18 protein-coding genes and 1 pseudogene are annotated in these 19,637 nt (G+C 66.8%); 12 read left to right on the top strand and 7 right to left on the bottom strand.

From position 1 onward, the window contains the following. Positions 1–6: 6 nt before the first annotated feature. The 3 genes from DIE21_RS01610 to DIE21_RS37050 form a co-directional block, all read right to left on the bottom strand. Entirely contained in the window at positions 7–1,137 is a 1,131-nt protein-coding gene (locus DIE21_RS01610; protein ID WP_124495376.1) for an ATP-binding protein, read from the bottom strand. 64 nt (positions 1,138–1,201) lie between these two features. Further along, on the bottom strand, positions 1,202–1,912 hold the full coding sequence (locus tag DIE21_RS01605) for a response regulator (RefSeq protein ID WP_124495374.1): 711 nt from the start codon (positions 1,910–1,912) through the stop codon (positions 1,202–1,204). 14 nt (positions 1,913–1,926) lie between these two features. Next, the gene (locus tag DIE21_RS37050) at positions 1,927–2,088 is read right to left on the bottom strand and encodes a hypothetical protein (RefSeq protein WP_185640551.1); all 162 of its coding nucleotides are present in this window, start codon (positions 2,086–2,088) and stop codon (positions 1,927–1,929) included. A 46-nt stretch (positions 2,089–2,134) separates the two neighbouring features. On the opposite strand from DIE21_RS37050, the gene DIE21_RS01600 reads away from it, so the two are divergent. Beyond that, complete coding sequence (locus DIE21_RS01600) at positions 2,135–3,049, top strand: glutaminase (RefSeq protein WP_124495372.1); 915 nt, start codon at positions 2,135–2,137, stop codon at positions 3,047–3,049. Between the two features lie 200 nt (positions 3,050–3,249). Here the strand turns inward: DIE21_RS01600 and DIE21_RS01595 are convergent, their stop codons facing one another. Next, entirely contained in the window at positions 3,250–4,185 is a 936-nt protein-coding gene (locus DIE21_RS01595; protein WP_260426617.1) for a helix-turn-helix transcriptional regulator, read from the bottom strand. Between the two features lie 209 nt (positions 4,186–4,394). Between DIE21_RS01595 and DIE21_RS01590 the strand changes: the two genes are divergently transcribed. From DIE21_RS01590 to DIE21_RS01575, 4 genes are read left to right on the top strand one after another with little or no spacing between them, the layout of a single operon-like run. Then, positions 4,395–5,267: a PhzF family phenazine biosynthesis protein gene (locus tag DIE21_RS01590; protein WP_124495370.1), complete on the top strand. Its 873-nt coding sequence runs from the start codon at positions 4,395–4,397 to the stop codon at positions 5,265–5,267. Between the two features lie 4 nt (positions 5,268–5,271). After that, positions 5,272–6,744: a winged helix-turn-helix domain-containing protein gene (locus tag DIE21_RS01585; protein ID WP_124495368.1), complete on the top strand. Its 1,473-nt coding sequence runs from the start codon at positions 5,272–5,274 to the stop codon at positions 6,742–6,744. Between the two features lie 60 nt (positions 6,745–6,804). Next, entirely contained in the window at positions 6,805–7,107 is a 303-nt protein-coding gene (locus DIE21_RS01580) for a hypothetical protein (RefSeq protein WP_124495366.1), read from the top strand. Between the two features lie 20 nt (positions 7,108–7,127). After that, positions 7,128–7,751 carry an isochorismatase family cysteine hydrolase gene (locus tag DIE21_RS01575; RefSeq protein ID WP_124495364.1) on the top strand — a complete coding sequence of 208 codons (624 nt, stop codon included), beginning with the start codon at positions 7,128–7,130 and terminating at the stop codon, positions 7,749–7,751. Positions 7,752–7,818: 67 nt separating this feature from the next. Here DIE21_RS01575 and DIE21_RS01570 read toward each other — a convergent pair whose 3' ends face one another. Both DIE21_RS01570 and DIE21_RS01565 read right to left on the bottom strand, forming a co-directional pair. Next, complete coding sequence (locus DIE21_RS01570) at positions 7,819–8,550, bottom strand: ribonuclease T2 (RefSeq protein ID WP_124495362.1); 732 nt, start codon at positions 8,548–8,550, stop codon at positions 7,819–7,821. A 172-nt stretch (positions 8,551–8,722) separates the two neighbouring features. After that, the gene (locus DIE21_RS01565) at positions 8,723–10,126 is read right to left on the bottom strand and encodes an HdeD family acid-resistance protein (RefSeq protein WP_124495360.1); all 1,404 of its coding nucleotides are present in this window, start codon (positions 10,124–10,126) and stop codon (positions 8,723–8,725) included. A gap of 458 nt (positions 10,127–10,584) precedes the next feature. Here DIE21_RS01565 and DIE21_RS01560 point away from each other — a divergent pair. The 6 genes and pseudogenes from DIE21_RS01560 to DIE21_RS01535 all read left to right on the top strand — a co-directional run bounded on the left by DIE21_RS01560 (position 10,585) and on the right by DIE21_RS01535 (position 16,909). Beyond that, positions 10,585–11,140: pseudogene (locus DIE21_RS01560) on the top strand (helix-turn-helix domain-containing protein). A gap of 108 nt (positions 11,141–11,248) precedes the next feature. Next, positions 11,249–11,830: an HD domain-containing protein gene (locus DIE21_RS01555; RefSeq protein ID WP_124495358.1), complete on the top strand. Its 582-nt coding sequence runs from the start codon at positions 11,249–11,251 to the stop codon at positions 11,828–11,830. Between the two features lie 62 nt (positions 11,831–11,892). Then, on the top strand, positions 11,893–12,018 hold the full coding sequence (locus DIE21_RS01550; RefSeq protein WP_260426616.1) for a hypothetical protein: 126 nt from the start codon (positions 11,893–11,895) through the stop codon (positions 12,016–12,018). Positions 12,019–12,305: 287 nt separating this feature from the next. Further along, on the top strand, positions 12,306–13,496 hold the full coding sequence (locus DIE21_RS01545) for an efflux RND transporter periplasmic adaptor subunit (RefSeq protein WP_124495356.1): 1,191 nt from the start codon (positions 12,306–12,308) through the stop codon (positions 13,494–13,496). 2 nt (positions 13,497–13,498) lie between these two features. Next, positions 13,499–15,523 carry a MacB family efflux pump subunit gene (locus tag DIE21_RS01540; protein ID WP_124495354.1) on the top strand — a complete coding sequence of 675 codons (2,025 nt, stop codon included), beginning with the start codon at positions 13,499–13,501 and terminating at the stop codon, positions 15,521–15,523. A gap of 12 nt (positions 15,524–15,535) precedes the next feature. After that, positions 15,536–16,909 (top strand): efflux transporter outer membrane subunit, encoded by a 1,374-nt coding sequence (locus DIE21_RS01535; RefSeq protein ID WP_124495352.1) that lies wholly within the window; start codon positions 15,536–15,538, stop codon positions 16,907–16,909. Positions 16,910–16,943: 34 nt separating this feature from the next. Here DIE21_RS01535 and DIE21_RS01530 read toward each other — a convergent pair whose 3' ends face one another. Continuing rightward, entirely contained in the window at positions 16,944–18,482 is a 1,539-nt protein-coding gene (locus DIE21_RS01530) for an MFS transporter (protein ID WP_124495350.1), read from the bottom strand. A gap of 177 nt (positions 18,483–18,659) precedes the next feature. Between DIE21_RS01530 and DIE21_RS01525 the strand changes: the two genes are divergently transcribed. Continuing rightward, entirely contained in the window at positions 18,660–19,595 is a 936-nt protein-coding gene (locus DIE21_RS01525; RefSeq protein ID WP_124495348.1) for a LysR family transcriptional regulator, read from the top strand. Positions 19,596–19,637: the final 42 nt, after the last annotated feature.

Genomic DNA, 19,637 nt, shown 5'->3' with positions numbered 1-19,637 from the left:
AGGCGGTCAGATCGGCCAGCTGATCTCGAAGCGCGCGCCGCCGAGTTCGGCCGGGTCGACGACCGCGATCCGGCCGTTGTGCGCGTGGAGCACCTGCCGCGTGATCGCGAGGCCGAGCCCGTAGCCGCCGGTGCGGCGGTCGAGGCGCACGAACGCGTCGAAGATCCGCTCGCGTTCGTTTTCCGGCACGCCCGGGCCGTCGTCCTCGACGAAGATCGCGATGTTGCCGTGCTCGATCGCGATCCCGACGACGATCTGCGCTTTCGCATACTTGCTCGCGTTGCGCAGCAGGTTGCGCATCGCGTACGACATCAGCCGCCGGTCCATCTTCACGCGCAGGTCCGACGCGATCGCGATGCACGACTCGATCGCGCGTTCCGGATACAGCAGTTGCGCGTCGCTGACCTGGTGCTCGAACCACGCGACCGGCGCGGTCAGCTCGAGGTTCGACTGCAGCGAGCTGTATTCGAGCCGCGCATACGTGAGGCTCATGTCGATCAGTTCCTCGAGCTCGGTCACGTCCTGCGCGATGCTTTCCAGCGCACCGTGGTATTCGGCGGCGGAGCCCGGCTCGCGCAGCATCTCGAGCGCGAAGCGCACGCGCGCGAGCGGCGTGCGCAGCTCGTGCGAGATCCCGTTCGTCAGGTCGCGCTGCGCGGCGATCAGCCGCTCCATGCGCATCGCGAGCGCATTCAGCGTGCGTGCGAGCGGGCCGATGATCACGCTGTGCGACTCCCGCGCGCGCGTGTTGAAACGCCCGCCGGTGAAGTCGATCGCGCGCTCGCGCACCATCACGAGATCGGACCAGACCGGCCGCATCCACCGGTACGCCGCGAGCGCGGGCGCGGCGAACACGAACGCGAGCACGATCCAGACATCGCCCGGCAGCGCGTCGAACGCGTGCCACACGACTTCCGGCGACAACACGACGCACAGCGCGAGCGCCGGCACGAGCGCGGTCAGCAGCACGAGGCCGAGCAGGTGCACGTAGGTGCGCACGTACAGGCGCGACCAGCTCGGAATGCGGTCGGCGCGCGTGTCGGTCCATGCGCGGCGGAAATGCAGCCAGCGCCATTTGACATAGCGCGGCGGCGAAAGCGGCGGTGCATCGGGGTGCGAACGGGTGCGTCGGATCATCGCGGCTTCCGGCTATCGCGCGATGCGGGGATGCGGCGGCCGGCGGCGGCGCGCCGGCGCGGCGTCATGCCCACGCATGCTTGCTGAACTGGTAACCCTTGCTGCGGATCGTCTTGATCCGCTGCGGGTTGCCCGCATCGTCGTGCAGCTTGCGGCGCAGCTTCGAGATGCGCCCGTCGATCGTGCGGTCGAGGCCGTCGAACTCGACGCCGCGCAGCTGCAGCATCAGGTCGTCGCGGCTGACCACCTCCCCTGCATGGCACACCAGCACCCACAGCAGGTCGAACTCGGCCGACGTGAGGTCGGGCGAGCCGCCGCCGGGCAGCACGACCGAGCGGTCGGTGCGGTCGATCGAGAACTGGCCGAACGTATAGCGCTCCGGCTGCGGCGCGGCGCCTTCTGCCGCGCGCGCGGGCGCGCGGCGCAGTTGCGCCTTGATCCGCGCGAGCAGGATGCGCGGCTCGACCGGCTTGTGCACGTAGTCGTCGGCGCCGAATTCGAGGCCGAGCAGTTCGTCGAACGGCTCGTCGCGCGCCGTCACCATGATGATCACGCCGTCGTACTGCTTGCGCGCCTCGCGGCAGATCTCGAAACCGTCCTTGCCCGGCAGGTTCACGTCGAGAATGACGAGATCCGGGCGCGTGGACAGGATCGCCGGCACGGCGGCGTCACCATGCAGCACAGTATCGACTTCATAGTCGTTCTTGCGCAGGTAGCCGGCGATCAGCGTGGACAGGCGAGTATCGTCTTCGACGAGCAGGATGCGAAAAGACATGGGCAGCGGTCGGATCATACGGGGAGACCGCGGCGGCGGCGGGCTTGCGCCGGCTGCCGGCCATCGGCCGAAACGTACCGCATGATACTGCGCCCGCCGATCACCTGTTTGCCGATTTCGAAAATAAGGGCGCGATGGCCGCCGCGCTTGACGAACCGGCGCCGAAACGGTTCCATACGGGCTCCGCGAAAACCGGGCCGCGCGCCCGCCCTGCCTCACGTGATGAACTACCAGCCGATCCTCGAACGCATCCACACCGAACTCGCCCCCTGGATCGGCCAGGGACGCGTCGCCGACTACATTCCCGAGCTCGCGACGGTGCCCGCCGACAAGTTCGGGATGGCCGTCGTGACGCTCGACGGAAACGTTTACACGGTCGGCGACGCGCGGGAGCGCTTCTCGATCCAGAGCATCTCGAAGCTGTTCGCGTGCACGCTCGCGTTCCAGCTGCTCGGCGATGCGCTGTGGGAGCGGGTCGGCCGCGAGCCGTCCGGCAACGCGTTCAATTCGCTGGTTCAGCTCGAAAGCGAGCGCGGCAAGCCGCGCAATCCGTTCATCAATGCCGGCGCGCTGGTCGTCACCGACGTGCTGTGCCGCCGCTTCGTGAAAGCCGAGACCGCGCTCGTCGAATTCGTGCGGCGGCTGATCGGCGCGATCGACGTCGACTACGATTCGCGCGTCGCGCTGTCGGAGCTCCAGCACGCGGAACGCAACCGCGCGATGGCGCATTTCATGGCGAGCTTCGGCAACATGCAGATGCCGCCCGACACGGTGGTCGACGCGTATTGCCGCCAGTGCGCGATCACGATGAACTGCGTCGAGCTCGCGCAAGCCGCGCTGTTTCTCGCGAACGGCGGCGTCGCGCCCGTCACCGGCGAGCGGATCGTCGACGCGAGTTCGGCCAAGCGGCTGTCGGCGCTGATGCTGACCTGCGGCACCTATGACGCGGCGGGCGACTTCGTCTATCGTGTTGGCCTGCCGGCGAAAAGCGGCGTCGGCGGCGGGATCGTCGCGGTGCTGCCGGGGGAGATGGCCGTGTGCGTGTGGGCGCCGGGGCTCGATGCTAACGGGAACTCGCTGGCGGGGACCCGGGCTTTGGAGTGGTTGACGACTTATTCGGGAAGGTCGATTTTTTGAGGTGGCGAAGTTGGGCGTGCGTCATCTGGCGCAACGGCGGCAGGTTCATATCCACGCATGCCGGTGCGCGCAATGGGGAATTCGACCATCGGCAGCAATCGGCCCCGAGCAGACTTTCGAAATTCTCGATAACAGCCATCAGAATCCGCCGTTCAGTGTCACAGTCTGGAACCGCTGCGTCCAAACCGCCGGCAGCCCCCTTATCGCGTGCGGTTAGGTACGCCAGGATTTACCGGATGAAGGTTTGAGTCTGGCGGAGTTGACAGAAGCGAAGAAGCGTCAGTTGCATCGAGCACCCCCGTTGCCTTTAGATCGCGGGGCGAAGGCATACCGAACTTGTTAAATAGCCTTGCCAGGTAGGACGGCGATCCGATCCCTACGCTCAAGGCCGCCGACAGCACGGTCGTGCCGGGAACGTTCAAGAGCGAACGCGCGCGCGTTACACGTTGTCGGAGCTGATAAGCGGTGACGCTTTCGCCTGTCTCCTCGCGGAAGATGCGAGTGAGATGCCGTCGCGATATGCCGAATTCCGCAGCGATTGCCTCGATATCAATCCGCTCCGCCAGCATGACGTCAAGATACGCCTTAATTTCACAGACCAACTGCCCGCGCGAAACCTTCGGATCGGCACCGCTCGGTGCGGCGCTTAGCACGGCCTCCACGCACGCTGATGCAATCAGCCGATCGACCAGATCGTGTTGATACCGCGACATATCATGTGCTTCCCCCGTTTTGTCGGCCGCGTCGAACTGTCTTTGCAAACGCAGCGCGCCAAGCAGTGCATGTGGCGGCGCGCAGTAGCGCGGTGCCTCGCCCCTGGCGATCCGACCATTGGATTTGCGCGCACAAAACGAAACAAAGTCGCGCTCCACATATACCGCTGTATGGCAATGCTCTCCGCGATTGCTCGCCGTGTCGTGAAAAATCCCGGCCGGAACCATCGCAAGCACGCCGGCGCTGATGCGCTGCGCGTGCTTCGAACGCTCCGAAGTCAGCGTCAGCGCGCCTTGATGGGGCAGCAGGAACATGAACTCTTCATGCTCGTGCCACGACGTCACGTAATCGGCCATCGTGATGCGACAGGTCGCGGCCACGCGGTCGGCGGGAATGTGCGATTTAGACGTTTGATAAAACATGAGGAGAACCTGCGACTTGGGAGTGTCGGGTGGATTGCGGCAACACGCTAACGCAACCGCCATGGCCCAATAGTGAGTATGTTCCGTCCCAAATGGAAGCGAAGAAAAACCGCCGATCGTGCATGCTGCGAGGGACGACGGGCTGGCCTTCGCGCTAGCTTCACAAAAGGCGGCAACCCGATAGGCGGGATGAGTTAGGGAACAAGCGCATGAGCATCGTACAACGAGTACGACTTGTACGAGTATTTTCCACCACAGACGAAGGCGGCAATCCGGCCCCGATTGCGCTCGACGCGAACGGCTGGTCCGAGGCGCAAATGAAAGACGTGGCCCGCGCGTATGGCCTGGAAAGCGGGTTTGTGATGCGCGCCGTCGACCCGCGCCACGATTTCCGCTTCCGCTTTTTTGTGCCCGACCACGAAATGGAGATGTGCGGACACGCGGCGCTGGGCGCATTGTGGCTGCTGCGTCACACCGGCGCCTGGTGCACGAACACGGCGCTGATCGAGTCGCTGAGCGGCAGTGTCGAGGCACGGTACGACCCGTCCGACGCGCGGATCGAAGTCAGCCAGCCTGCGGGACGCGTCGAGCCGGTCATTGACGCGGCGCTGATCGCCAGAACACTCGATGCATTGAACCTTGATGCGAGCGATCTGCTGCCTCTCGGCATCGTCAACGCGACGACGAGCCGCACCAAAACGCTGGTGCCGGTCCGCACGACCTCACGGCTGAATGCGATCACGCCGAAGCTGGACCTCGTCAAAGCCTTATGCGACGCCCTGTCGTCGACCGGTCTGTATCCGTTTTCGTACGATCCTGATGCACCGCACGTGTTTGAGGCACGGCAATTCCCGCGCGCATCCGGCTATCCGGAGGACGCGGCGACCGGCATCGCAGCGGCAGCGCTGCTGTTCGGCGCGCATCGCCATGGGCTCGTCGCCCGGGGCGTACGCGGCGTCGTCGTGCGTCAGGGCGTGGCGATGGGACGTCCGTCCGCGATTACGGTGAACTTCCGCGATCCGGCCGATGAAAGCAGGGGTTGCTGGCTCAGTGGCCCGGTTTGTCTGATTGATGAGGCCTGATGCCATGTTGCTAGGCACACTCGAAGTCGATTTGTCGACGCGCTCATTGCGACGTAATGGGGAGACTATCCATGTCGGTTCGCGTGCCTTTGACGTGCTCGCAGTACTTTTGTCAGCGGCGGGACGTCTCGTAACGAAAGATGAATTGATGGACGCGGTCTGGCCCGGAACGGTCGTTGAAGAAAACAATCTGCATGTGCACCTTTCCGCGTTGCGAAAATTGCTCGGGCCGCAGCGCGACCTGATCTTGACCGTACCCGGTCGCGGTTACCTGCTAACGCAAAGGCAGGCCCCCGGCGCGAATTTGACGGTGGCTACGCCAGCCAGGCAGGGCGACGGCGATATCCCGCTACGGCACCGGGCACTCACGGGACGCGACAGACTGATCTCCAATATCGCGGCACTACTGGACACGACGCATATATTGACACTGGTGGGCGCCGGTGGAGTCGGGAAAACAAGCGCAGCAATGGAAGTTGCTCATGCGGCGGCATGTGGCCGCTTTGATATCACACGGTTCGTCAAGCTTGCCGCTGCTGCCTCTCCGGAAACGGTTTTGCAAAAGGTTGCTACGGCATTCGGCCTGTCGATACGGGACGACAGGTCGGGGATCGACGAGCTAGTCGCAGCTTTGCCGCAAGACCGCACTCTACTAGTGCTAGACAACGCAGAGCACGTCATCGATGCGGTCGCTCGACTTGTCGATTTACTTGGCATGCGGCGTAACAACTTGCAGGTACTCGTAACGAGCCGCGAACCGTTGCGGGTACGAGGTGAGGTCGTCTTCCAGGTACCCCCGCTCGATGTGTCACTCCCGGGTTCATCCACCACCGAGGTTCTGGATTGTGCGGCAGTGCAAATGTTCTTGCAGCGCGCGCAACAGTCAGGTTGCGACGTTGATGCTTTAAGAAAAAGCGCCCATCTCGTTGGGGATATTTGTCGTCGACTCGACGGTAATCCTTTGGCGATCGAAATGGCAGTCAGACGTGTCGGTGCATTGGGCGTTCGAGGGGTTCACGGATTTCTCGACGATCGATTCGCATTGCTGACGCAGGGATACAGGACCGCTCTTGCGCACCACCAGACGTTACGGGCCAGCTTCGACTGGAGCTTTGCGTCGCTGAGCCCATCAAGTCAGAAACTGTTTGGTCACGCTGCGGCATTCGAGAGTGCTTTTACTTTCGACGCGTTGCGCGCGCTAGTGTGTGATACGACGTATAAGCCGTCTGACGTTGCCAGCGGCGTTGCTGAACTGACCGAGAAGTCGTTGCTGAGTGTGGAGTCGGATCACGGCGAACATAGGTTTTTCCTCTCCGAATCCGCTCGAGCATACGCGTTGCAAAAGCGTCGCCTCGGAGGGAACGACATTCAAATGTTCGCGCGCTATGGCGGTTACAACTACGGTGCTTGTGAGGCGGCCCCGACCAGTAAAACGGATTCGTTCAAAGAGAAAGTGGAAGAGCGGGAGTTTGCATAGGAATCTGAGCATGTAAGCCAAGGGGGACGCGGATCCGCTAACGCGGCCTGAACGATTCAGGTGTTGAAATCCAGTGGCCCATCCATGCCGACACGGCGCATCGTTTTCGGTGAACCGACGTACAAGCATTTTTGGCGCGCCTCATGGCGCTGGAGTCTTGATGGACGATTGTCGGCAATGCCAGCGCCGGCGTCGACGGGCCACTCGTGGCCGAATCCGGTCGTCGAAGGCAGCGCGGCACTCGCCCGCTCGGTCGGCATCGGAATGACGGCGTCGGGCTATATTGCGGAGTTCCAGCACGCTGGCGCTCGAACGATTGACAACGTATACGGAGCGATCGATTTTCCGAACACACCGAAGTGACTCATGGGAGAGCATCAGTCATGCAACCGGAACACGCTCCAGATCTCGCAGCGACTCGCCACGCAGGCGCGAGCGCACCGATTCCGCCGATCGTGCCCGCGCAAACCGCACTGGTCGTGATGCACTACCAAACCGACATCCTCGGCCTCTTTCCCTCGGTCGCGCCCGCCCTGCTCGCCAACACGCGCAGGCTGTGCGATGCGGCGCGGGCCGGCGGCGTCCACGTTTGCTTCGCCAATCTCCGCTTCAGCCCCGGCTATCCGGAAGTCAGTCCGCGCAACAAGAACGGGCAAGGGATCAAGCAGCTCGGCCTGTTCGTCAATGACGGCCCGTGCCCGGAGCTCGGGCGGCTGGACACCGAGCCGCTGATCGCCGCGCATCGCGCGAGCGTGTTTTTCGGCACTGACCTTCAGGCGCGGCTCGTCGCGCAAGGCATCGATACGCTGATCCTGGTCGGGATTGCGTCGACCGGCGTCGTGCTGTCGTCGGTTGCGCACGCGAGCGACGCGGATTTCCGGCTGTATACGGTCAAGGACTGCTGCTACGACCCGGATCAGGTCGTGCACGAACATTTGTTCGTGACCGCGTTCGAGACGCGCACGACGGTGCTGTCGCTCGCGGACGCGCTGCGGCTGCTCGCGTAGCCGCGCAACGCCCGCACAACGCCGACCGGAACGCTTCCGGCCGGCGCATTCCACCCAACTTCGCGCGTTACTTGGCGATATACACGCCCGACGTCGGGCACGTCCCCTGCGTATTGCCGTCCGTCACGAGCGACGCCGCGCTCGGAAACTGCGAGGTCGCACTCGTCTTCACCGCGATCCACGCTTCCGTGAAATAGCTGACGCCGTTGGTCTTCGTGCATTTCAGCGATACTGCGCTGCGCGTATTGCTGCCGAACGCGCCTTCGAACGCGGACAGCAACTGGTTGCGCGTCACCGTCTTGCCCGCGTTCGCCTGCAGGAACGCGTTGAACGACGTGTTGCCGAGCCGGCTGATCATGCCGGTCGCCTGGTTCCAGTACGTGTCGGGCGATGCCGAATTCGAGCAGGTGCCGTGCTTGAACCATTCGTGCTTGTCGAGGCACGACGCCACGCCCGGCATGTAGGCCGACAGCGTGTTGCGCGTCGCGGTGCTGACCGGATACGCATCCATGCTGCACCACTGGTGCGCGTTGTCGAGATCGACGTCGCTCTGCGGCACGCCGCAGTAGAACGGCTGGTTGCCGTCGTACCGGTTCGGCCACAGACCATGCAGCGACAAGCTCGTCGCCGCATACGTGCCGGCGAGGTTCGTACACTCCGGCGTGTCGTGCGACGCGCAGAAACCGGGCTCCCACGAAGCCGCGAGCAACAGGTAGTCGTAGCTGGTCTGCGCGACGGCGTGCAGCGAGGCGGATGCGACGGCGAGTGCGGCCGCGGCGCGGGCGAGCGTCTTGAGCATGGCGTTTCCTCGGAAAGGGCTTGCGGTCGCGGGATGCGCCGCAAGATTGTCGAATGTCTGCCCGCGATTGTTGCCGCCGCAACGTGGCACGAATATGAAGACGAACGAAATATGTCCGCCGGGCCGCGGCTCATCGTCGCGGAACGCCCGCACCGCATCCGGCGCCGCGCGACTATTTCATCGACGCGGCTTCCGATCCACCCGGCGACAGCGCCGCGCTGTCCTGCTCGCGCCACGCCCGCCGCGATGCCATGATCGCCTTCACGGCCGAGCGCGCGACCTTCCACCACGCGAATGGCCGCGGATCGGCCAGCATGCTGAGCGCGCGCGCATAGTCGAGCGTGAGCCCGGGCGTCCAGGCCATCGTCACCGCGCGCTTGCGGATCTGCGCGGCAACCCACAGCTCGGGCGTGAGCAGCAGCCGGACGAATGCGCCCCACCCGGCCCGCGTGCCCTTGAGCCGCCACACCGCGCCGTCGAGTGCCGCTTCGAGCGCGTTCGACACGGTGCTCGAGCAGTTGCGGTGCGTGAGGTTGTACGTGACCGTCTGCCGGTACGACGACCAGAATGCCTCCAGCTTCACCGGATCGTAGTTGCGAATCCGCACGCGCACGGTCGACGGGCACCACGCGTTCGACTCGGTCGCGTAGTCGGGCTGGAACAACCCGGGCACGTCGTTCTCGCGCGTCGCGCGCAGGATTCGCGTGAATTCGTCGGGAGAACGATCGATCTCGACGGCCGGATACAGGCTGATGTAGATGCCCTCGGGCGACTCCAGCGCCGCATGGCCGGTCGAGATCACGCCGTTGACGTCCACCGCCGCGATGTAGCGGTCGATCACCGGATAGCGCTGCGCTTCGGCCTTCGACGTGCCGATCGGCGTCCACACGTGCACGGTGAGCGCGCGCTCTTGGTCGGCCGGCGGGCCATCCCATTCGGATTGCGTGAAGCGCGGGAGGTCCGGCGCCGCGTCGATGTCGGGCACGATCGCCGGCGCCGGCGACGTGACGAACGCGGGGTTGCGCGTCAGCCGCCGCACGCGCGCGGCGAGGCTCAGCATGTGCATCCCGCCGAACATCAGCAGCAGGCCGAGGCAGTACGGCACGGTGCCCGCATAGTGGGTCGGGTACGGCTGGTAGAAGAAGATCGCGAGCAGGATCTCGACGACGCCCCACGCGAACGCGACATTCCAGCGCCGGTAACGCACCATCCATGCGGACGTGCACTGCAGCAGCCCGTCGACGAGGAACAGCGTGCCGAAGATCATCGACAGCAGGAAGTGGCCGTGATGATGGCCCGCGAACACGAGCCCGGCGGCCAATACGACCGCGACGCCCTTCACGTAGCGCAGGATGCGCTGCCCGCCGACGCCGCTGCCGGCCACCGCGAGCGTCGCGAGTCCCTCGACCAGGAATAGCCACGCGAACAGTTCGATCGGAAAATGCAGCGCGCCGTCGAGCGCGTCGACGAAGATGCCGACGCCCGCGACGACCCACAGCCAGCCCAGCACGGTCAGCCCGCGCCAGCGCGTTCGCAGATATTCGATGCCCAGCAGCAGCAAGACCAGTCGTACCATTGCGCCCTCGTATCTTTTTTTTGGGATACGCGATGGCCACGCGTGCCCTGTCGTGCCGACCGCGCATCGTGCGATGCGGAAGTCGGAAGGCGGGAATGCTGACCGGCGCGTCATGCGTCGACATGACCGATGGCGGCCGGCGCGCGCCGCTTTGGTCAAATAATAAGATATGGTGGAGCCGGTTGAAAGCCTCGCGAAAACGTTGCCGGCACGGCGCCGTGCGATTCCGCCAGTTCCGGCGCGCCATGCATGTGGCCCGCGCGGTAGACGCGCAACCCGCTGCCGCGGCAGATGTCCGGTTCGACGACGGGCGGGCGCTACGCGAGAATTCCGCTTCCGACAGCGAAAGCCGCCTGAGCGCGACTCGCGCCTGCGGAACATGTAACGGCCCGTGCGGGCGGCAGCGGCAACTCGCAAATGCTCTCGCTCGCACGGGGCGCGCAAACCGGAGCATCGACATGACGGCCTCGCCACTTCACACCCCGCCCCTCGGCCCGCAACTCAAGCGCTGGCGCACGCTGCATCGCATCAAGCAGAGCCACGCGGCCGAGCTGTTCGGCGTCGCGCAATCGACGATCTCGCGCTGGGAAGCCGGCATCCAGCAGATGTCGCCCGACGAGCGTGTCCGCCGAGCGGCTGCTTGCCGCGCGTCTCGATTCGGCCGGCGACCGCGCACTCGCCCGGCTGATCGCGGGCAGTACGGCCCGCCTGCATCTCGTGTGCGACCTCACGCATCGTCTGCTCGCGTGCTCGCCGTCGCGCGCGGCCGAGTTCTCTCGACCGCTGCCCGCGTTGCTCGGCACGTCGCTGTGGCGCTATGCGTCGCCGGAGATCGTCCGCATAGAGGCCGCGCTCGACCCGCTCGGCTGGCACGATCGCGCGGGGCCTCCGAGCGTCGAATTCGCGACGGGTGCCAATGCGTCGCGCGTCGTGCCGATCCGCGGCAGCACCTGCCGGTGGACGCGGATGACGCTGTCGGACGGCTCCGCCGCGCGGCTCGTCGAAACGCTGTAGCACGCGCGCAAGTCGCCGGACCCGTGCTCGGCACGCATATTTCATGCGTGGACGCAGCGCGTGCGCACGGCGTACGCTTGACGGCTCCATTCACGCATTGCGCTGACGATGAACCTCGACACGATCCACGCGCGGCTCGATTTCCTGCGCGAAGCCGAACGCCTGAAAGACGTGCTGCGCAGCGGCCACACGTCGACGGGCCGCGCCGAAAGCACGGCTGAACACAGCTGGCGGCTGTGCCTGATGGCGCTCGTGTTCGCCGATGCGCTGCCCGACGTCGACACGACGAAACTGCTGAAACTGTGCGTCGTCCACGATCTCGGCGAAGCGCTGCACGGTGACATCCCCGCGATCGAGCAGGCCGCGCATCCGGACAAGAGCACGCACGAACGCGACGACCTGCTGACGCTGACGGCCGGGCTCGATCGCGCGCTGCGCGACGAGATCGTCGCACTGTGGGACGAATACAAGGCAGCCGAAACACCGGAAGCGCGCGCCGCGAAGGCACTCGACAAGCTCGAGACGATCCTGCAGCACAACCAGGGCAGCAATCCGCCCGGCTTCGACTACGCGTTCAATCTCGGCTACGGCCGGCGCTACACGGACGCGGCGCCGCTGTTCGGCGCGATCCGCGCGATCGTCGACGCGGATACGCAACGCAGGATCGACGCACGCGGCGGCGGCGCGTAAGCGCGCGGAACCGGCCGCGCGGCATCGCGCGCCGCATTCGCACGAGACACGAGGCACGCCGCATGACGCAGCACATCTACGACGATCCCGCCTTCTTCGAAGGCTACAGCCGCCTGAACCGCTCGCTGCCCGCGCTCGACGAGGCACGCGACCGGCCGATGATGGCGATCGTGGCTGCGCGGCGGTAACGCTGCCGCGAGCATGTACAACGCCGCTGCGCGCACGATCTTCACAGATCGCAACAAAGAGGCCGCGCGGCCCCCGCGTCGGCGCACCATTCGCACAATTCAGCACACTTTCGATACGAACTGACGAGAACGCGTCGCTTACCATCAGCAGCTGATCCGGATCGTCGCACCCGTGCGATGCGTGCGCCAACGCCGCCGCAGGCATCGCGCGCGGCATGCGCCGCCGCCCGGATCACCCTGCCCGGCCGCACGTGCCGCCGGCACAGCCTCATCTTCATCGCGCTCTCATGAATCGGAAGACCCATCGCCGCCCGCGCATCGTGCTGGCCACCCTCGCCGTCGCCGCCATTGCCGCCGGTGTCGCGCTGAAGGCTTGCGCACCCGACAAGCGTCCTCATTACCTGACCGCGCCCGTCACACGCAGCGATCTCGAAAACTCGGTGCTCGCGACCGGCGCGCTACAGGCGTTCAGGCAGGTCGACGTCGGTGCGCAGGTGTCCGGGCAGTTGAAGACGCTGAAGGCGAAGCTCGGCGACAAGGTCACGAAAGGCCAGTGGCTCGCCGAAATCGATCCGGTGATTTCCGAAAATGCGCTGCGCCAGGCGCGCGCCGGCGAGGCAAGCCTGCGCGCGCAGCAGCAATCGACCGCCGCGCAGCTCGCGCAAGCCGAACTCGCATTCCGGCGCCAACAGGCGATGCTGCCCGACGATGCGACATCCCGTGAAGCCTTCGAAGCCGCGCGCGCGGCGCTCGACGTACAGCGCGCCACCCTCGCGTCGCTCGCCGCGCAGATCCGCTCGGCCCGCATTCAGATCGAGACCGCGCAGGCCAACGTCGGCTATACGCGCATCGTCGCGCCGATCGATGGAAAAGTCGTCGCGATCGTCACGCAGGAAGGCCAGACCGTGATCGCGCAACAGCAGGCACCGGTGATCCTGAAGCTCGCCGACCTCGACACGATGACCGTCAAGGCGCAGATCTCGGAAGCCGACGTGATCCGCGTGCATGCCGGTCAGACTGCATATTTCACGATCCTCGGCGAACCGGACAAGCGACACTACGGCAAGTTGCGCGCGATCGAACCGGCGCCGCAGAACTACGCCGACGCGCAGAGTACGCTCGGCGGCGCGGGCGGCAGCACGAAGCCGAACAGCGCCGTGTTCTACAACGCGCTGTTCGATGTGCCGAATCCCGAGCATCGGCTGCGCATCTCGATGACCGCACAGGTCAGCATCGTGCTCGACAACGCGCGCAACGCGCTCAGCATGCCGGCCGCCGCGCTCGGCGAGAAACGCAAGGACGGCACGTATGCGGTCCGCGTGCTGCGCGCCGACGGCAGCACAGAATCGCGTGCGGTACGCATCGGCATCAACAACAACGTGCGCGTCGAGGTGCTGGCCGGCCTGAAGGACGGCGAGCGCGTCGTGATCGGCGAAGCTGCCGCCGACGAGCACGCGCCGCTCGCGGACCTGGTGTGACGATGAGCGCCCCCCTGCTGAAACTCGCCGCCGTCACGCGGCGCTTCCCGGCCGGCGACAAGGACGTCGTCGTGCTGAACAACGTGAACCTGTCGATCGACGCGGGCGAGATCGTCGCGATCGTCGGCGCGTCGGGCTCGGGCAAGTCGACGCTGATGAACATCCTCGGCTGTCTCGACCATCCGAGCGCAGGGACCTACACGGTCGGCGGCCGCGACACGCACATGCTCGACAGCGACGAGCTCGCGCAGCTGCGCCGCGAGCATTTCGGCTTCGTGTTCCAGCGCTACCACCTGCTGCCGCACGTGGACGCGGTCGCGAATCTCGAGATGCCTGCGATCTACGCGGGCACCGCGCGCACCGAACGGCACAAGCGGGCGCGCGAACTGCTCGCGCGCCTCGGGCTCGCCGATCGCATGCATCACCGGCCCGGCCAGTTGTCGGGCGGCCAGCAGCAGCGCGTCAGCATTGCGCGTGCGCTGATGAACGGCGGCCAGGTGATCCTCGCCGACGAACCGACGGGCGCGCTCGATACGAAGAGCGGCCAGGACGTGCTGCGCATCCTGCACGAGCTGAACGCGCTCGGCCATACGATCGTGATCGTCACGCACGACAAGGCCGTCGCGCGTCATGCACGGCGCATCATCGAGATCAGCGATGGCGAGATCGTCGCCGACCGGCCGAATCGCCATTACGCGGAAGCGCTCGCCGAAGCGGGGCTCGGCGCGACACACGCAGACGCGACGACGGGCGCGCCATCCGCGCACGACCGCGACGACACGACACCGCCCGCCGCGCAAGACACCCGCGCCCGGCGCTTCACGGCCGGCACCGGCCGCTTCGCCGAAGCCTGCCGAATGGCGTGGATCGCACTCGTGTCGCACCGGTTGCGCACGCTGCTGACGATGCTCGGCATCATCATCGGCATCACGTCGGTCGTGTCGATCGTCGCGATCGGCGAAGGCGCGAAGCGCTACATGCTCGACGAAATCGGCAGCATCGGCACGAACACGATCAACCTCTATCCGGGCACCGACTGGGGTGACAGCCGCGCCGACTCGATCCAGACGCTCGTGCCCGCCGATGTCGCCGCGCTCGCCGAGCAGCCGTACGTCGACAGCGCGACGCCCGAAACGTCGCGCACGCTGCTGCTGCGCTACCGCAACATCGACGTGAACGCGCTCGTGAGCGGGGTCGGCGCCCGCTTCTTCCAGGCGCGCGGGATGCAATTCGCGCGTGGCATCGCATTCGACGACGAAGCGGTACGCCGTCAGGCGCAGGTCGCCGTGATCGACCCGAACACGCGCCGCAAGCTGTTCGGCGCGACAGGCAAGGCGATCGGCGAAGTGATCCTGGTCGACAACGTGCCGTGCGTCGTGATCGGCGTCACGGCCGACAAGAAGAGCGCGTTCGGCAGCGTGAAAAGCCTGAACGTGTGGGTGCCGTATACCACCGCGAGCGGCCGGCTGTTCGGCCAGCGCCACCTGGACAGCATCACCGTGCGCGTGCGCGACGGGCAGCCGAGCGCCGCCGCCGAGAAGAGCATCGAGAAGCTGATGATCCGGCGCCACGGCCGCAAGGACTTCTTCACATACAACATGGACAGCGTGGTCAAGACCGTCGAGAAGACCGGTCAGTCGCTGACGCTGCTGCTGTCGCTGATCGCGGTGATCTCGCTCGTCGTCGGCGGGATCGGCGTGATGAACATCATGCTGGTGTCGGTCACCGAGCGCACGCGCGAGATCGGCATCCGGATGGCGGTCGGCGCACGGCAGTCCGACATCCTGCAGCAGTTCCTCGTCGAGGCCGTGCTCGTCTGCCTGCTCGGCGGCACGATCGGGATCGCGCTGTCGTTCGGGCTCGGTGCCGTGTTCTCGATGTTCGTCGCGCAGTGGAAGATGGTGTTTTCCGCCGGCGCGATCATCACCGCGTTCGTCTGCTCGACGCTTACCGGCGTGATCTTCGGCTTCATGCCGGCACGCAACGCATCGCGGCTGGATCCGATCGATGCGCTCGCACGCGACTGACGGAGCCCGGCCATGACGCAATCCGCATCGCTTCACCGCCTCGGCGCCTTCGCGTGCGCGGCCGCGCTGCTGGCCGGCTGCACGGGGGCGCGCCACGCACCGCTGCCTGTGGCCGCCATGCCCGCGAACTGGGCGGCGCCGGTGTCCGCCGGCTCGCCGGCCGCGACGCGCGACTGGTGGCGCAGCTTCGGCGATCCGCAACTCGACGCGCTGATCGACGACGCGCTGCGCGCGAACAACGATCTCGCGATCGCGGCGATTCGCGTGTACCGCGCGCAACTGCAGGCCGGGCTCGCCGACACGAACCTGACGCCCGCCGTTTCGCTCGGTGCGAACGGCGCCGTGTCGCGCACGCTCGATACGCACCGGATGAGCCGGTCGAGCGGCGTCACCGGCTCGCTCAGCTACGAAATCGACCTGTGGGGCCGGCTGGCCGCGCTGCGCGACGCCGCGCGCTGGGAAGCGGATGCGACCGCCGCCGATCTCGACGCCGCACGGCTGTCGCTGATCGGCACGACGGCGTCGCTGTACTGGCGGATCGGCTATCTGAACCGGCTGATCGCACTCGGCGACGCGAACATCGCGTATGCGGTGCGTACGCTCGCGATCGTCCGCTCGCGCCACGCGGCCGGCGCCGTGTCGGGGCTCGACCTCGCGCAGGCCGAACAGAGCGTGGCCGCTCAACGCGCGGCACAGACGCAGCTGATCCAGCAACGCACCGAGAATCGTCACGCGCTCGCGATCCTGTTCGACCGGCCGCCGCAACAGCTGGCCGCCGAACCGTCGGCACTGCCCGACGCAGCACCGCCCGAGGTCGCGGCCGGCCTGCCCGCCAGCCTGCTCGGCCGCCGCCCGGACCTGCGCGCGGCCGAGTTCCGGCTGCGCGAATCGCTCGCCCAGGTCGATGCGACCCGCACCAGCTTCTATCCGGCGTTCACGCTGACCGGCAACGCGGGCACGTCGAGCACGAGCCTCGAGCGCGTGCTCACGAACCCGGTCGGCACGCTCGGACTCGGCCTCGCGCTGCCGTTCATCCAGTGGAACACGATGCAACTGCAGATCAAGGTATCGAAGACGCAGTACGAGGAAGCCGTCGTCGGTTTCCGTCAGCGGCTCTACAGCGCACTCGCGGAAGTCGAGAACGCGCTGTCGGCGCGCGTGCAGCTCGAACGCGAGGCCGAACAGCGCGCGTTGTCGCTGACGCAGGCGCAGCGCGCGGAACGGCTGGCCGCCGCGCAATTCGCGGCTGGCGCGACGGCCGTGCAGCCGTGGCTCGACCAGCAGCAGCGGCTGCGCGACGCGCAAAGTGCTGACGAACTGACGCGGCTGAACCGGCTCAACAACCAGATGACGCTCTACCGCGCACTGGGCGGCGGCACGTCCTGACCGCAGGCGGGCCCGCGCGCCCCGCCCTGCCACATCATTCGCACACCGCCGCCCTGCGCCGCGCCGGCGCAAACGCCACCGCGCTCGCGGTCGCGAGCACGGCCACGCCGGCGGCGCCGTACACCATCACCCAGCCGAACCCGTGCACAAGCGCCGCGTGCAACGCAGCGCCGGTCGGGTCGGCCTTTGCGAGCGCCGGCGCGATCGCCTGCAGCCCGTCGGTGCGGCCCGACGCGACCTGCTGCGCCAGCGCGCGCAGCGCGCCCGCGTCGACCGCGCCCGCGACGCCGGCCTTCAGGCTCGCGACGATCCCCGCGACCAGCACGAAACCCATCGCCGCGATGTTCAGCGCGAGCGAGATCATCCGCGCGCTCATGTCGATGCCCGACGCCATCCCGGCCCGCGAGCCCGGCACGGCGCCCGTCGTCGTGTTCGTGACCGGCGTGTTGGTGAGCCCGAGCCCGATGCCGGCGATCACGCAGCCGGGCAGCATCGTGAGCCAGCTTGCGTGGTCGACGCTGCTGCCGATCCGCATCAGCGCGAAACCGGCCGCGATCGTGAACAGCCCGCCCGGAATCACGACGCCGGGCCCGAAGCGCAGCGCGAGCCGCTCGCCGAACGGCGGCGCGACCAGCGTCGGCAGCGTGTATGCGAGCAGCGCGAGGCCGGCGCTCACGCTGTCGTAGCCGAGCGCGACCTGGAACCAGATCGGCAGGTAGATCATGAACGGCCAGAAGCTGAAGTTCATCCCCATCGAGCCGAAGATCGCCCCCGTGAACGCGCGAATCCGGAACACGGAGAAGTCGAACATCGGCCGCGCGCTCACGCGCTCCGCGACGAGGAAGCCGGCCAGCGCGAGCACGGTCGCGCCGAGCACGCCGATGCCGGCCGCGCTCGTGAGCCCCGACTCCGCACCTTGTGTGATGGTGAACGCGAGACCCAGCACCGCGAGCGACAGCGTGACGATGCCTGCGACGTCGAGCGTGCCCGCATGCGGATCGCGCGACTCCCGCACCGCGCCGCCGATCAGCACGAGCGCGACGGCCGCGAGCGGCGCATGCACGAGGAACACCCACGGCCAGCTCGCCAGCGCGACGATCGCGCCGCCGACGATCGGCCCGAAGCCGAGACCGATCCCGAACACGATGCCCCAGATCCCGAACGCGCGGCCGCGCTCGCGCCCCTCGCGGAACTGGTGCGACAGCACGGCGATCTGGCAGATCAGCATCGCGCCGCCGCTCGCGCCCTGCAGCAGCCGGCCGGCGACCAGCACCGGCACGTCCGGCGCGAGCCCGCACAGCAACGACGTCGCGCCGAACAGCACGGTGCCGATCACGTACACGCGCTTGCGGCCGAACCGGTCGGCGAGCGTGCCGGCCGCCATCAGTACCGTCGTGCACGCGATCGTGTACGCATTCATGATCCACTGCATGCCGTTGAAGTCGCCGTGCAGCACGTGTTCGAGCGTCGGCAGGATCACCGGCACACTCGAGATCTCGAGGCCGAACATCAGCGACGTGAGACAGACGGCCGCGAGCGCGACCGCATTCCTGCGGGAGTGGGATAGCGTCATGCGTCTTGCGCGACGGCCCGCAACGGGCCGCGCGCCTCCAGGTGAGAAGGATTCGCCGCGTGCGGCCGGCGACGCACGCTGGACGGGAATCGGTACTATAGTGAGAATCGTCCTCCCCATTGACGCGTCCATTTCTCCAGACTGGGGAATCCCAGGACGCAATCAGCACAACCCACGATGACCGACAGACTCGACGGCGTGACGACCTTCGTCCAGGTCGTGGAATCCGGCAGCTTCGCGCTCGCCGCGGAACGGCTCGACATGACGCGCTCGGCGGTCGGCAAGGCGATCGCGCGGCTCGAGAAGCGGCTCGGCGCGCGGCTGCTGCAGCGCACGACCCGCAGCCAGAGCCTGACCGACGACGGCCAGGCGTACTACGACCGCTGCGTGCGCGCGCTGTCGGAACTCGAAGCGGCGGAAGCCGATCTCGATTGCGGCCGCAACGAAGCACGCGGCAAGCTGCGCCTGAGCGTGCCGCTCGCGTTCGGGCATCACTGCGTGACGCCGATCGTGCTCGATCTCGCGCGCACCTATCCGCACCTGCGGATCGACGTGTCGATCACCGACCGGTTCGTCGACCTGGTCGAGGAAGGGATCGATCTCGCGGTGCGGATCGGCCCGCTCGCGGACAGCACGAGCCTCGCGGTGCGGCGGCTCGGCACGCAATACGGGAGCCTCGGCGCAGCACCGTCGTATCTGGCGCGCTACGGGATGCCGCAATCGCTCGACGACCTGAAGCACCACCGGACGATCGCGTATTCACGCTCGGGCGTCGCGCAACCATGGGACCTGCGCGCGCCGGACGGCTCGACGGTGCGCGTCGACATGCCGCATCAGCTCAGCTTCGACGACGTGCAGGCGATCGCGGCGGCCGGCGCATCGGGGTTCGGGATCGCATGGCTGCCGAGCTGGCTGCTCGATCATTACGTGAAGCGCGGCGAGATGGTCGTCGTGCTCGACCGCTGCTTCGTGTGCGAAGGCGACATCCACGCGATCTGGCCGAAGACGCGCTACCTGCCGCGCAAGACGCGCTGCGTGATCGATGCGCTCGTGCAGGCGGTGCCGCCGATGATCGAGCGCCCGGAACACGCGAGCATAAAGAAAGTGGGGTGAAACCGACGCGCCGCACGGGCGCGCCGGGCCGTCACGCCGCGA

The organism is Burkholderia sp. Bp9140 (genome assembly GCF_003853425.1).
Classification (GTDB): domain Bacteria; phylum Pseudomonadota; class Gammaproteobacteria; order Burkholderiales; family Burkholderiaceae; genus Burkholderia.
The sequence above is the reverse complement of the archived record's forward strand: the minus strand, read 5'-3'. Positions and strand labels throughout refer to the sequence as shown.